This window comes from Aeribacillus sp. FSL k6-2211 (assembly GCF_037966125.1).
GTDB classification, from domain to species: Bacteria; Bacillota; Bacilli; order Bacillales; family Aeribacillaceae; genus Aeribacillus; species Aeribacillus composti.
In genome coordinates, this window is the sequence record NZ_CP150190.1 from 1357601 (window position 1) to 1372646 (window position 15046).

Here is a 15046-nt window from a genome sequence, read left to right on the forward strand (position 1 = left end):
TGTGAAAAGACATTGGCGCATTTTTTGTGAATTTTTTCGGACTTGTTTAGTAGAGGAGCTCGAATATCGCAGTGAATTTTTAGGGAATTTCCTGTCGAGTTTGTTTGGCATTGGGATGGCTATTTTGACAATTCAAATATTTTTTTATCAAACAGATAACCTCGGCGGTTGGAAATATGCGGATGTTCTGCTGCTTCTTGGTATATTCAATACGCTGCAAGGATTGATTGATTTTGCCCTGCGGCCCAACATGTCCCGTCTGCTGCAGCATATTCGCATGGGAACGTTTGATTATGTATTGACAAAGCCGGTCGACAGCATGTTTTATGTCAGCTTCCGCCATTTAGTGTTTTGGCGCTTAATTGATGTGCTTCTTGGCATCGGCTTGATCATCTATGCGTTAATACAAAAACATTATATGCCGACAATAATGGATGCAGTGATGTTTTTTATTAGTATCGGATCTTCGCTTGTCCTGATTTACGCGCTGTGGATGATGCTGATGACCACCTCCTTTTGGGTTATTCGTATCGATGATCTATCGTTTGTTTTTAATTCATTTTTTGAAACAACACGGTTCCCAATCGGAATGTATAGAGGCTGGCTTCGCATCGTGCTCACATACATTTTGCCAGCTGCCTTTATTACAAGCACGCCGGCGTTGTCTTTGCTTGGAAAATGGAACGGGATGACAACAATCCTATCCGTTGTACTTGCCGGGCTGTTCTTATGGATATCGCGCCGATTCTGGCGGTATGCGCTTCGATCGTACACAAGTGCAAGCAGTTAAATATTCCGTGCATTGAAAAATGGCAGCAGAGAATGTGAAAAATTTGCTAATAATTTCAAACGGTAGATGTTGGTTAAGGAATGACCGAATAGCTTATTAGATGGATAGATGAAAAAGCAGAGGGTTTCAGTTTTTCAGTAGTTCTTCCCAAGCTGTTTGTCACGATAAAAGACATTGATCACTGGATGATTTTTTCGAACAAGCAGTCTGCCAAAGTCATCGATGTCGCTTGAAAGATATATATTTCTCCCCTCATTTTTCCCAGCCTGACCTCGCTTAGGTTTTCCAGTGAAACAGTTTACTTGTATGGACAAATAGAGAAAAAAAGAAGAAAAGGATTTTTTCTGCTTCTGTCGAATATTTTATTTTAGAGGTGTGATTAAAAAGGAAGGTTCCCATTATGGAAAAAGAAATTATTTGTAAAAGAGAAATAATCAAAATTGATCATCAAAACAAGAAAGTGGTGATAGATGAAATTGCGATAGAGTATCCGTTAACAATTTTTGTGGACAATGAGGAATTCGCCACATTAGTATGCTCGCCGTCCCATGTAGAGGAGCTTGTTTTAGGCTTTTTAGCTTCAGAAGGGATGATCCGCATAAAAGCAGATGTGAAAGCGCTTCAAATTGATGAGGATAAGGGGTTTGCCTATGTTCATTTGCATCAGCCGATAGGGGATAAGAAAGAGTTTGTTTCCAAACGCTTTATCGGCTCCTGCTGCGGAAAAAGCCGACAGTTTTATTTTTATAATGATGTGAAAACAGCGAAAACGATTATGAGCAGCATGACGATTTCTGCCGCACAATGCTTTCAGTTAATGGAAATGTTAAATGAAGCTTCATCGGCTTTTAAGCGTACTGGAGGCATTCATCATACGGCATTATGTTCAAAAGAGGGATTGATTAAGACATTTTCTGACATTGGACGACATAATGCTTTAGATAAATTATATGGCTTCTGTCTAAACGAAAGCATTTCTTTAAATGATAAAATAATCGCTTTCAGCGGGCGGATTTCCTCAGAGGTAGTGCTGAAGGTTTCGAAAATTGGGTGCGGTATACTTCTATCAAAATCGGCTCCAACAAATTTGGCACTTCAATTGGCAGAAGATTTAAACATTACGACTGTTGGGTTTATACGGGAAAATAAAATGAACATTTATACACATAGCAACAGAATAACAAAATAACAGGGGGAACGTATCGTGGGAAATGTAACGATTACGGTCAACGGGGGAGAAATAACCGCAAGGGAAAATCAATATCTTCTGCAGGCTTTGCTCGAACATGAAATGGATGTACCGCACGTTTGTTATCATGAAAGCTTGGGCGCAATTCAAACATGTGATACTTGTATGGTGGAAGTGAACGGGGAGCTTGTACGAGCCTGCAGCTACAAAGTCCAAGAAGGACTCGTTGTTGAAACAGAGACTTCTAAAGTAAAAGAATCTCAAAAATTAGCGATGGATCAAATTTTAAAAAATCATGAATTATATTGCACAGTTTGCGATAAAAACAATGGAGATTGTACAATTCATAATACGGTTAAAGCTTTAGGCATTGAACATCAAAGTATTCCGTTCCAACCAAAACCGTATGAAGTGGATTATTCAGGATCATTTTATCGATATGACCCAAATCAATGCATATTATGCGGACGCTGTGTAGAGGTGTGCCAAGATGTTCAAGTAAATGAAACATTGACGATTGATTGGAGCAGAGAGCAGCCTCGTGTGATCTGGGACAACGATGTGCCGATTGATCAGTCCAGCTGCGTCAATTGCGGCCAATGTGTAACTGTATGTCCGTGCAATGCCTTAATGGAAAAATCAATGTTAGGGGAAGCCGGCTTTTTAACAAATGTAGAACCTGGTACATTACGATCGATGATTAATTTGACGAAGGAAGTGGAAACAGGATACGGTTCGCTAATGGCCATCTCAGATACAGAAGCTGAGCTGCGCAAGGAAAGGATCAAGAAAACGAAAACAGTTTGCACATACTGCGGAGTTGGCTGTTCATTTTATATATGGACAAAAGACAGAAAAGTTTTAAAAGTTGAACCAACACCGGAATCGCCGGCAAACGGAATTTCCACTTGTGTAAAAGGGAAGTTCGGCTGGGATTATGTCAATAGTGAAGAACGGCTGACAAAACCGCTGATCCGGGAAGGCGACCATTTTAAAGAAGTTGAATGGGATGAGGCGATTCGATATGTTGCAAAACGGTTTAAAGAAATAAAAGATGCACATGGCCCTGATGCTTTAGGATTTATAGCTTCTTCCAAAGCAACGAATGAAGAATCGTATTTACTGCAAAAATTTGCCCGTCAAGTGATAGGAACGAATAATGTTGATAATTGCTCAAGATATTGTCAATCTCCAGCAACGGTCGGACTATTTCGCACTGTCGGCTATGGCGGTGATTCAGGATCTTTTTCTGACATAGCTTCCTCTGATCTTGTCATCATTATTGGCGCCAATACAGGGGAATCGCATCCGGTTTTGGCATCAAAAATCAAACGAGCGCAAAAACTTTATGGACAAAAGCTGCTCGTGTTTGACTTAAGAAAGCATGAAATGGCGGAGCGGGCCGATATGTTTATCAGGCCAAAGCCGGGAACGGATCTTGTTTGGCTGTCAGCTGTAACGAAATACATCATTGACCAAAATTGGCATGATGAAGAGTTTATCAAAGAACGAGTGAACGGCTTTGAACAATATAAAAGTAGCTTAGAGCCGTTTACGTTAGAATATGCGGAAGAAGTGACGGGAATTTCCAAGGACACGCTGATCAAGGTTGCTGAAACGATTCATCAATCTAAAACAATGGTCATTTGCTGGGCGATGGGAGTCACTCAACAGCAGCGCGGAAGTGATACGAGTACTGCCATTTCCAATTTGTTATTAGTGACAGGCAATTACGGCAAACCGGGCACTGGAGCCTATCCGCTGCGCGGCCATAACAATGTTCAAGGGTGCAGCGACTTTGGAAGCATGCCGAACTTTTTCCCGGGATATGAAAAGGTAGCGGATGAAAAAGTCCGCAGCCGTTATGAAAAAGCTTGGGGCGTGACATTGCCTAAAAATCCGGGAAAAGACAATCATCAAATGGTTAAAGCGATTCATGAAGGCGCTCTGAAGGCATTATATGTGACTGGCGAAGATATGGGGATTGTCGATGCCAATATCAATCAAGTCGGCGCCGCTTTTGAAAAGCTGGAATTTTTCGTTGTGCAGGACTTATTTTTAACAAAAACGGCCCAATATGCAGATGTTGTGCTGCCGGCCAGCCCAAGCTTAGAAAAAGAAGGAACTTTTACCAATACAGAACGCCGGATTCAGCGATTGTATGAAGCATTGCCGCCTCTTGGAGATTCGAAGCCTGATTGGCAAATTTATTGTATGCTGGCGAAAGCACTGGGCTTCAATTGGGATTATCAGCACCCTGGAGAAATTATGGAAGAAGCGGCGTCGCTCGCACCGCTTTTTGCCGGTGTTTCCTATGACCGTTTAGAAGGATTTTCAAGCTTGCAATGGCCTGTTGAGAAAGATGGAACCGACTCGCCGCTTCTTTATGAAGATCGATTCCCGTTTGCCGATGGAAAGGCACAGCTTTATCCGCTTCAAGTCGATTATTTATATGATGTAGATGAAGAGTATGATCTTCACGTGAACAACGGGCGCTTGCTAGAGCATTTCCATGAAGGGAACATGACGTATAAATCACAAGGAATCAGCCGGAAAACCCCGAACGCTTTTATAGAAATTTCGAAAGAATTGGCTGAAGAACGCCGTATTCAAGAAGGAGCCATTGTCAAGCTTATTTCTAAATACGGCTCTGTAAAAGGCCCTGTTCACATAACGGATCGCGTGCAAAAGCATGAAATCTTTATCCCATTGAATGATACGGGCGAATTGGCTATTAATCGTTTAACAGGCAATCATGCTGACCGCGATACAAACACACCGGCATATAAAGAAATTGCCGTAAAAATGGTCGTATTGAAGGAAAAAGGAGACTCCCCAATTCGTCCAAACAACCATCGAAACGGAAAAAGAAATCCGCAAATTGGGGTCAAAGTAGAGAAGAAATGGGAGCGCAGCGATTACACGTTTCCCGGAAGCAAGGTGAAAATACATGGCTAAACCAATTACAACCATCAAAAAAATCGAAGTGTCACAAGAAGAAAAAAGAAAGCAAAATTTATTAGAAATCGAGCAAGCGTTAGCAGACAATAAAGAGGCAGTTTTAGAAGGCATAGCATGTTTACGGAAGCTTCACGATGCAGGTGTTCTGGAAATCGCCAATGCCCTTTTAGCGCGGAAAGATCAAGTACTAGAAAACGTGGTTAAGGAAGTCAGCAGAAAACCGAACATTGATGTTTTAAAAAATATCGTCAATCTGTTGATGCTGCTGGGAACAATCGATCTCGAAAAGCTGCAGGTAATGACGACAAGAATGAATGCTGGAATACAAGAAGCTGCGGCAAGCGTCAATAAAGAAGAAACAACTTCTTTTTTCCAATTGCTATCGGCTTTAAAAGATCCTGACATCAACCGATCGATTACTATGCTTCTTCATTTTTTAAGAGGAATGGGGAAATCTTAAAGGATTGGCAATAAAAGTGAAGCTTGAAAGTTGCGAGGGAATGCTTTTGTGCCGAAAAACATCCTGATTGGTAAAGAAATTTGCAACCATTATGTGGAAAGACAAAGCCCTTCTCATTCGAAAACGACTGTTGCCTATCGTTCGTAAAGAAAAACTCAAGAAAAGTGCAAAGCGGTCAATCATTCGGAGTTGACATAAAATTAAATATTTGTTATTAAAAAAATGATGATTAGCACTCGATTGATTAGAGTGCTAATTTTTATCTTAATTTTGCACATACGCTTTTTAGAAAGGAGAGGCGGTCATGGAAAAAAAAGAGTTTCAAGCCGAGTCGAAAAGGTTATTAGAAATGATGATCAACTCCATTTATACAAAAAAGGAAGTTTTTTTGAGAGAGTTAATTTCAAATGCAAGCGATGCGATTGATAAAATTTATTACAAAGCACTGACTGATGATTCGTTAACCTTTCAAAAGGATCAATACTACATAAAAGTTATTCCAAATAAAGAAAAGCGGACGCTCACAATCGTTGATACAGGCATAGGCATGACAAAAGAGGAATTGGAAGAAAATCTTGGTACGATTGCAAAGAGCGGGTCGCTCGCCTTTAAAAAAGAAAACGAATTAAAAGACGGCTATGACATTATTGGACAGTTCGGCGTTGGCTTTTATGCCGCCTTTATGGTTGCGGATGTTGTCACTGTCATCAGTAAAGCGCTGGGCAGCGATCAAGCATATGAATGGGAATCAAAAGGCGCTGATGGTTTTACAATCGAACCATATGAGAAGGAAGAGGTCGGAACGGAGATCATACTAAAAATCAAAGAGAATACTGAAGATGACAACTATGACGAATTTCTTGACGAATATCGGTTAAAACAAATCATTAAAAAATATTCCGACTTCATCCGCTATCCGATCAAAATGGATGTCAAAGTACAAAAACCGAAAAATGAGAACGAGAACGAATTTGAAGAGGTTGTTGAAGAACAAACAATCAACAGCATGGTTCCGATTTGGCGGAAAAATAAAAGTGAACTGACAGATGAAGATTATGAAAACTTTTATGCCGAAAAGCATTATGGCTTTGACAAACCGTTAAAACATATTCATATTAGCGTAGATGGGACGGTTCGCTATCAGGCGATTTTATATATTCCGGAAAAAACGCCATTTAATTACTATACAGCAGAATATGAAAAAGGGCTTGAACTGTATTCCAACGGCGTGTTAATTATGAACAAGTGCCCGGATTTACTGCCTGACTACTTCAGCTTCGTTAAAGGAATGGTTGATTCTGAGGACCTATCGTTAAATATTTCAAGAGAGATGCTCCAGCATGACAAGCAATTGAAAATCATTGCGAAAAACATTCAAAACAAAATTAAACGCGAACTAGAAAACCTATTAAAAAATGAAAGAGAAAAATATGAAAAGTTTTATGAAGCATTTGGCAGACAATTAAAGTATGGCGTTTACAGCGATTTCGGCGCAAATAAAGAAACATTGCAAGACTTGCTTATGTTCTACTCTTCAAAGGAGAAAAAACTTGTCACCCTGCAAGAATATGTATCAAGAATGCCTGAGGAGCAAAAATATATTTATTATGCAACGGGCGATTCGTATGAACGAATTGAAAAGCTGCCGCAAACTGAGCTGGTTGCAGATAAAGGCTATGAAATTTTGTATTTGACAGAGGATATCGATGAATTTGCGATCAAAATGTTAATGACATATAAAGAGAAAGAATTTAAATCAGTCTCCAGCGGCGACTTAGGAATTAGCGAAGAAGAAAACAAAAAAGAAACTGAAAAAGAACATAAAGAGCTGTTCGAACAAATGAAAAGCATTTTGGGTGATAAAGTAAAGGATGTGCGAGCATCAAAACGGTTAAAAACACATCCTGTTTGTTTATCAACAGACGGCGAAATCACTATTGAAATGGAAAAAGTGTTAAATGCTATGCCGAACAGCCAAAACATTAAAGCGGAGAAAGTGCTTGAAATTAATACAGATCACGAAGTCTTTCAAACGCTAAAAGCAGCGTATGAAAACGATCAAGAGAAGCTGAAGCTGTTCACAAACATTTTATATAATCAGGCTTTGCTAATTGAAGGCCTGCCAGTCCAAGATCCTGTTGAGTTTACAAATGACATTTGTAAAATTATGGTTTCTTAAAAATCCAGGGCACATCTAGCGATTTGTCAAAGCTTGAACAATTTGCAGAGTTCAGCGCCACAACCGGAAAAACTTAGCTGGCTGAAAGGTGCACGATTTATAGATAAAGAAGCACAAAGAACCGATTGACTGATGCAAAAGAGCAGCAAGGCAGCAGCGGATGGATTTCGCAGATATGAAAATGAATGCTTGTTTTAGCTTTTAACGTATGGACATGCGCAAAATAATTAAGAAAGGCAAACCTGTCTTTCCGGCAGAGGCGGAAGGCAGGTTTGTTAATAGTTTGAGCTCTTTTGCAGCTAAGAGTTTTTTTTCAAATTCCTTTAACTCCCACTAGGATCGTTTGAGAAAGTTCGTTATACTTTGGGGAGAGAGGAGTTTGGTTATGCTATTTTTTGTTATATTATTTTTTCTTGGACTTTTCATATTTTTTTTAATAAAAGGAAGTAAAAATACAAAGGATGTAGCTGTTAAGAAAATCACAGTTCGCTGCCCCGATAGGAAAGCTTCTGCAAAGAATATAAAAATACTCCATCTATCTGATTTACACCTAGAAAACTTATCGATCAGCCCAAAGGAATTAGATGAGCTGATTTCAGCAGAACCAATTGATCTTATTGCACTGACAGGTGATTTTCTCGACCGGAAGAGAAGCATCCCAAAACTTTCCGCATACTTGGAAGTATTGAGAAAAACAAATCCAACGTACGGCACGTATGCTGTGTTCGGCAATCACGATTATGTTTTAAAGGAAGAAGACTTTGAAACTTTGAAAAAAATGCTGCAGCATTACGGGATAAAGACATTACAAAATGAGCACGTGACCATTCAGCTTGAAGAAGAATGCTTGAATATTATTGGCATTGATGATTACACGACAAACCGCAGTTATGTTCAAAAAGCTTTTCACGGAGTAGAAGAAGGAATGCGATTAGTGCTGACCCATGATCCAAGCGTTATTCTTGAAATGGAAAACATTCCGTTTGATTACTTGCTGTCCGGTCATTTCCACGGCGGACAAATCAATTTGCCAAAGCCGTACCATCTTTTTTACAAAGGCAAGCTTCCAAGAATGAACATTATTAAAGGACTCCATTACCATAACGAGCGGCCGTTTTATATTAGCGAAGGCCTAGGACAAACAGGAGTGAACATCCGAATTGGCAGCCGCCCTGAAATTACGTTTCATCAATTTTCATAGTATTTTTAACATATCTCTAAAATTGTAATGTTAAGATTGTGAAGTTTTCCCTACAATGTTGAAGATGATTCAATAGCTAAAGCAGGATGAACTCCTGCTTTTTTCTTGTGCGCCCGGCATGGGTGTAATCTATAGGGTGAAAGTCCCGAGCTGCGAAGGCAGAAGTAGCAGTTAGCTTAACGCAAGGGTGTCCGTGGTGACGCGGAATCTGAAGGAAGCGAGCGGCAAACTTCCGGTCTGAGGAACACGAACTTCATATGAGGCTAGGTATCACTGGGTGAGTTTGCAAGACAAAACAAAGCCCTTTCTGCCGAAGGTGATACAGAGTAAATGAAGCAGATGGATGGAAGGAAAGATTACACTCTTACCCGGGGAGGTCTGGCTGGCACGCCAAGTAACCTTGGTAACCTATCTAGTGATAGATAGCTGAACAGTCAGAAGTCAGCAGAGGTCATAGTATTAGTTGGTCTAGAACAACTAAGAAGGACCGAACAATTAAGAGAGAATAGCCCTTGGCATTCAGTGAGTCATGATGAACACAGAAAACGTAGTACCTCACTTGAGGGAGGAAGCGGTGAATCCCGTGGGAGATCTCTTGGAGGGTGGAGTGACCACTGGCATAAAGAGAACAGCTATTCACGGAAGTTATAAAGACTTGCGTCAATTATCTTAATTGAACCGCCGTATACGGAACCGTACGTACGGTGGTGTGAGAGGACGGGAGTTAATCGCTCCCTCCTACTCGATTTTGCAAAAAAGAGTTTTTTTTCTTGTATCTTTAATAAAGTCAGCTTTCCGTTTATTTGTTATTTATAAAAGGTTAATCACAGAATCTACTAAGATCCACATTTGCTAATAACTAAAGTTAAATTTACGCTTTTCCTCTAATAGAAATGCATGAATCGATGAAAAAATATAAAGCAATCACACCTTTTGCTCCCATTGTAAAATTGAATAAACAATACTTGCTGCTTTTCCATTGTTCAGCGTGTTGATCAATCGGAATTTTCAACGATCTTGAGTTCACAAAAAATTTTTTGTGAGCGCTTATTAGTTTTTTAACTTCATCCTTTCATTCGTTTCTCCGGTTTTTTTGTCGATGACTTTATTTCTGAACGCCTATAAACATGGTATACTCTTCCTATAAGGAGGCGGAGAAAAGATTTTTTTCACGATTGGGGTATTTAATGGAGAAAAAGCAAAAACTATTTCTAATCGCAAGCTTTAGCAGGAGCTTTAAAGGGAGAAAGTAAAGATTTCAAAAATATTTGCGGCTGCAACGTTCTTATTGCCGTTTCCCTTTGAATTGGCTGGTGATTAAATTTGTCGCCTTCTTTTTACATAGCGACGCAGTCATTGAAGCGATGACAGAAGAAATGATTTAGGAACGGAGGTTTTTTAATGCTGCCAAAAACGATCGATCAATTGGATCAAATTCGGGAAGAATGCCGTAAATTAGTGAATAGACGTTCATCTGTTTCTGCTATTGCTGCAGCTGTTCCAATTCCGGGTATTGATGTGACGGTGGATGCTGCACTTGTGAAAGATCTGCTAAATGAAATTAATCAAAAGTTTGGTTTATCAAAAGAGCAAGTTGATCAATTGGATGCGAAAACAAAAGAGCTCATTATCGTACTGGCAACTTCATTAGGAAATGAACTCATCGGAAGAACAATTGGCAAAAAATTGGTGCTGAGCTTGGTGAAAAAAGCTGCAACCCGGATGGCGGCAAAACAGACGAGCAAACTTATTCCTCTCATTGGAATAGGGGTTTCGGCCGGGATTAGCTTTGCAACGATGAAATATTTAGGAAATAAACATATTGATGATTGCTATAAATTAGTTAAACAATATATCGAACAGGAGGCGTCATCAGAAAATTTTGCTGCAAAATAGTGAGTCTGGTTAGCTGCAATATTTCTAACAATAACCCCCAAAAAGCACTGATGATGATTAATTCAACTAGATAAAATCTCAGAGTAAATAGGATTAAAGCAATGATAAAGCCCCCATTGCTTAAAGGGGGCTATTGTTGAAGAGAAGATTTTCGATCGTGCTCCAAACTTTTCGGCTTTCTGGCAAAACGATGCTGTACAAAGAGGCAATATAAAACTAAACCTACCAACACATAAAGCGAAGTGTAAAAATATAAAGATGTAAATCCAGTAAACACAACAACTGCTCCAGTTAAAAACGATCCGAGGCCGATGCCGATGTCGAAGATCGATAAAAAGGTGCTGAGAGAAGCCGCTCTTCTCTGTGGAGGGACAATTTGTATAGCCATTGTTTGGAAGCTTGGAAACAAGGTTCCCCATCCAAGACCGATAAATACTGCACTTAACAAATAGATGAAGGATGTATTTGCCATGCTCAATATAAATAATCCGAAGGCAAATGAAACGATACATGGGATAACAATGACATTTGCGCCGTATCGGTCAAACCACCTTCCGGTAAACGGCCGGGAAATGAGCAAAACGATTGCATACACGACGAAGAATAAATTCGAACCGGCGCCAAGATTCATTTTTTCCGCAAAAACGGAGACGAACGATAATACAGTCGAATAAGCAAAAGCTAAAAAGGCAGCAATCAACGCAATGCGGAATGTTGATACCTCTACAAGTTTTTCAAAGCTGAAATTCACTTTGAAAAGTTCTCTTTTATTTAGTTTCGGCTTCATTTCATGCAGGTTAACTATTCCCCCGGTCAAAAGCGCCCCAACGGAACAAATAAGGGCAATGACGAGCATGACAAAAGAACCCCAATGATCTAACGAGGTAAGCCCTAAAAACGGTCCAATCACCATGGCGACATTGGAAGATAAAATAAAATATCCCATTCCTTCTCCTTTTTTCGATTCCGGAACGATATCTGCCACAATCGCACCTGTTGCGGTTGTCGCAATCCCAAAACCAATTCCATGAAGAAAACGAATGATCAATAATAAGACAATCGAGCTCACAAACAAATAAGAAATAGATGCGATCAAGAAAATGACCAAGGAAATAATCAACATTTTTTGTTTTCCAAGTTTCTCCATAAATTGGTCGACGAACGGGCGAGTCACGATTGCAGCAAATAAATAAACCATTGCTATTAAGCCAGCCTCAGCTTCGCTGCTTTTTAAATCTTGAATGACAAAGATCGGCAAGGTGACCAGCAAATAATAATAGTTCATAAAAAGAAAAAAATTACAAATTGAAATACTAAAAAAATTTTTCGTCCATAATTTTGCTTCTTCCATATTTGTCCCTTCTTTGAAAAAAATCATTTTTTCAGACTTTTTAAACAACAAACTAATTGTACACCTTTTTTTAAAAAAATAAAAGAATCGTGCAAATGGTATGAAGAAAGCGGTGAAACGAAGGCTATCCATTGTTTTTCACCGCTTTCTATTAAAATATTTTTTATGAGATCAAATTTTTACGTCAGGCTTCTCTATTCATATATTAATTGATTTGTTTAGTCGTTTTGTCATAGCTATAAAGGAAATCGGCCACTTCATAGTCTTGTGGAGTTCTTTGTTCAAAAATAGTGTTTCTGAGCAATGTTGCAACAGGATCTTCAGTATGAAGAATTTCACCCCATGTCCGAGCGCTCGTTTGTACTTTTGCTGTACGCGGCAGCCGCTCTTTCTGAAAATCGGCGAATGCTTGCTCATAGCTGTCCGGATATTTTTTGAGCATATCTGCAAGATAAGAAGCATCTTCAAGCGCCTGGCAGCCTCCTTGAGCTAAATATTGCAGCATAGGATGAGCTGCATCGCCAAGCAATGTAACCTTCCCTTTTGTCCAATTGTTAATTGGCAGCCTGTCATACATCGGCCAGCGAATTTGCCGTTGTATAAATGTTAAGGCATTTTTCACATCCGGATGGCATCCTTTAAATCGTCTGTCCATTTCTTCAGGTGTGCCCCAATCATCGGAATTTGCCTTATAATTGTAAGATTTAAACACGACCACTTGATTATAAAGCTCTCCGCGTCTTACTGGATATTGTACTAAATGCAAATAAGGGCCGATCCACATGACGACATCGTCTAAGTTTGCGTTTGAAATTTCGGAAATCGGTATGGTTCCTCTGTAAGCAACATATTCAGAGCAAATGGGTTCGTCATCAACGAAATATTTTCTAAGCTTTGACCAAAGTCCGTCTGCTCCGATGACGGCATCAGCCGTGAACATTTCTCCGCTTTGGCTGTAAACAGAAACAACGTCATGTTCTTGCTTGACAGTCTCAATTGTTTGGTTGTTTTTGAAGCGGACCATACCTGTTTTCTTGCAAGCTTCAAGCAAAATTCGGTGGAGATCCGAACGGTGCAAAACGAGATACGGATGTTTGTATCGGGCTTTGAATGCTTCGCCAAGGTCCATTGCTGACAACTCTTTTGCCGTATAAACATCTTTTAGCACAAGACGTTTTGGAAATACAGCAACTTTTGAAATTTCCTCCATGACTCCAAATCGTTTCAGCACAGCGGTTGCATTTGGAGCCAATTGAATGCCTGCTCCGACCTCACCAAACTGAGGAGCTCTTTCTAAAACTAATGAAGTTTTTCCGGCTTCCGCTGCCGCTAGAGCAGCCGAAAGACCGCCTATCCCCCCGCCGACAATGATTAAATCTGTTTGACTGCTTTTCATATATTGATCCCCCTTATTAGAATGAAAAATGAAATGAATCGACAATTGCTTCAAGTTCACTTTTTACAAAATTCAATTTATAAGGCTGGTGTAAACTATCTTTTACTTCTTGATAACCGTTTTGACTGCTCAAACGTTTCTTCAAGTATTGGCAAATCATTTGTTGAGAATAAAATAGCTTTCTTCTTCTGCAACGTGTTCATGCCACGACCAGTTCGGGACAACGAAAAAATCTCCTTTTTCCCAGTTAAATCGAGTGCCGTCAATGATCGTATAACGGAGCATGATAAATCGATGTGTGCATATGTCTATGGGCGTTCGAATGGAACCCTTTCGGAAGCTTTTGCATCCATGCAGCAATAGTCGGGAAAATTGTATGGCCTAAAAGCATTCCTTAGGCAATACATTTTGCTTAAATTTTTAACGGCGCCTACTCTTGACCTGTGTTACTAGAAAACGTGACTAATGAAAAATTGGAAGCGCATTCAATGTTTTGAAAAATGGTAGTGTTAGCCTTTCACTTTCGGGTCATAAAATCCACTATTAGATAACATTGTTATTTAATAATAAAAATAAATAAATATTTTAAAATTGTCAACTTTAATAAAATAAAAATTTTTCAGTTATTTTATTGTGTTTGATTTTTTCAAAGTTCCTTGTTACATTCATGTTTATAAAAGAATTTGGATATTGGGTTAAAAAATGGATTAAAAGGGGAAGAGAAATGCAGCAGCAAAAAAACGTACAAATCATTCAATCGTTGCAAACTGGCGTGCAAATTTTAGAGATTATTGCAAACAATGATCATCCGTTAAAATTTACGGAAATTCAGGAGTTGTCCGGCATTACAAAAAGCAACCTCTATAAATATTTGAACACATTGACGCAGCTTGGATTGTTGTATCGGGATAAAAGACATGGAACATATTCATTGGGAGGAAAATTTATTCAATACTGTTCGGCTGCAATTGGCAGCAAAGATGTGATCGGCAGGGTGACGCCGTACTTAAGAGATATCAGCCGCTACACAGCCCAAACATCGCTGCTTACAGTTTGGACGCATGAAGGGCCGGTTATCGCAAATATTTGGAATGCCAACTACGGTCTAAATATCGGAGCGCAAATTGGAACACGGCTGCCTTTAATGTCTGCCACAGGGAAAATTTTCGCTGTTTTCAACAAAACGCCTGAAATTGAGATTAAGGAATGGAAGTTAAAAGAGTTAAGCAAATTGACGGAAGAACAACGGAAGGAATTTGAAAAGGAGCAAGTTGAAATTGAAAAAACGTACTTTGCTTACGCAGCAGAGCCTTTAGTGGAGCACGTTTCGTCATTTAGTGTGCCGATTTTAGATTTTAATCATGATCTTGTAGCCTCCATAACATTGGTAGGCTTCACGAAGCTGATCCCGCATAAGCCGACGGATGAAGTGAGCCAATACGTCATAAAATGCGCTCGCGAATTATCTGAATCCTTTGGATTTAAAAGCGGGAAGTAGCTTTCTAGCTGGAAAGCTGCTTTTTTATTTTTAATTATTAGAAAATAATAAATATTAAAAATGGTTTGACATAGAGAGCAGATAAATTATAATATAAATGAAACGAATTCACTATTTCAATAATA

General features: G+C 39.4%; 10 protein-coding genes and 1 pseudogene. 8 read left to right on the forward strand and 3 right to left on the reverse strand.

Translation table 11 applies throughout. The features are described from left to right. The first annotated feature begins 1 nt into the window (after position 1). The 7 genes from NSU19_RS06660 (at position 2) to NSU19_RS06690 (ending at position 10676) form a co-directional block, all read left to right on the forward strand. Complete coding sequence (locus NSU19_RS06660) at positions 2-790, forward strand: ABC-2 family transporter protein (protein WP_327863096.1); 789 nt, start codon at positions 2-4, stop codon at positions 788-790. Positions 791-1190: 400 nt separating this feature from the next. Further along, entirely contained in the window at positions 1191-1979 is a 789-nt protein-coding gene (gene fdhD, locus NSU19_RS06665) for a formate dehydrogenase accessory sulfurtransferase FdhD (RefSeq protein ID WP_063386392.1), read from the forward strand. A gap of 12 nt (positions 1980-1991) precedes the next feature. Then, a complete protein-coding gene (gene fdhF / locus NSU19_RS06670) occupies positions 1992-4937 on the forward strand; it encodes a formate dehydrogenase subunit alpha (protein ID WP_144597505.1) in 2946 nt (981 codons plus the stop codon). After that, complete coding sequence (locus NSU19_RS06675) at positions 4930-5400, forward strand: DUF1641 domain-containing protein (protein WP_063386390.1); 471 nt, start codon at positions 4930-4932, stop codon at positions 5398-5400. The genes fdhF and NSU19_RS06675 overlap by 8 nt, the downstream gene beginning before the upstream one ends. 304 nt (positions 5401-5704) lie before the next feature. Further along, positions 5705-7579 (forward strand): molecular chaperone HtpG, encoded by a 1875-nt coding sequence (gene htpG / locus NSU19_RS06680; RefSeq protein ID WP_339199392.1) that lies wholly within the window; start codon positions 5705-5707, stop codon positions 7577-7579. A gap of 385 nt (positions 7580-7964) precedes the next feature. Then, positions 7965-8780, forward strand: a complete 816-nt coding sequence (locus tag NSU19_RS06685) for a metallophosphoesterase (protein ID WP_327874004.1) — start codon at positions 7965-7967, stop codon at positions 8778-8780. A gap of 1401 nt (positions 8781-10181) precedes the next feature. Further along, positions 10182-10676: a hypothetical protein gene (locus tag NSU19_RS06690; RefSeq protein ID WP_339194877.1), complete on the forward strand. Its 495-nt coding sequence runs from the start codon at positions 10182-10184 to the stop codon at positions 10674-10676. 130 nt (positions 10677-10806) lie between these two features. On the opposite strand, the gene NSU19_RS06695 is transcribed toward NSU19_RS06690, so the two are convergent. The 3 genes and pseudogenes from NSU19_RS06695 to NSU19_RS06705 all read right to left on the reverse strand — a co-directional run. Beyond that, positions 10807-12027, reverse strand: coding sequence for an MFS transporter (locus tag NSU19_RS06695; protein WP_339199395.1), 1221 nt, complete (start codon positions 12025-12027; stop codon positions 10807-10809). A gap of 205 nt (positions 12028-12232) precedes the next feature. Next, positions 12233-13423, reverse strand: a complete 1191-nt coding sequence (locus tag NSU19_RS06700; protein WP_339199397.1) for an FAD-dependent monooxygenase — start codon at positions 13421-13423, stop codon at positions 12233-12235. 95 nt (positions 13424-13518) lie between these two features. Then, positions 13519-13790: pseudogene (locus NSU19_RS06705) on the reverse strand (cupin); the annotation flags it as partial. Between the two features lie 357 nt (positions 13791-14147). Here NSU19_RS06705 and NSU19_RS06710 point away from each other — a divergent pair. After that, positions 14148-14921: an IclR family transcriptional regulator gene (locus tag NSU19_RS06710; RefSeq protein ID WP_063386385.1), complete on the forward strand. Its 774-nt coding sequence runs from the start codon at positions 14148-14150 to the stop codon at positions 14919-14921. Positions 14922-15046: the final 125 nt, after the last annotated feature.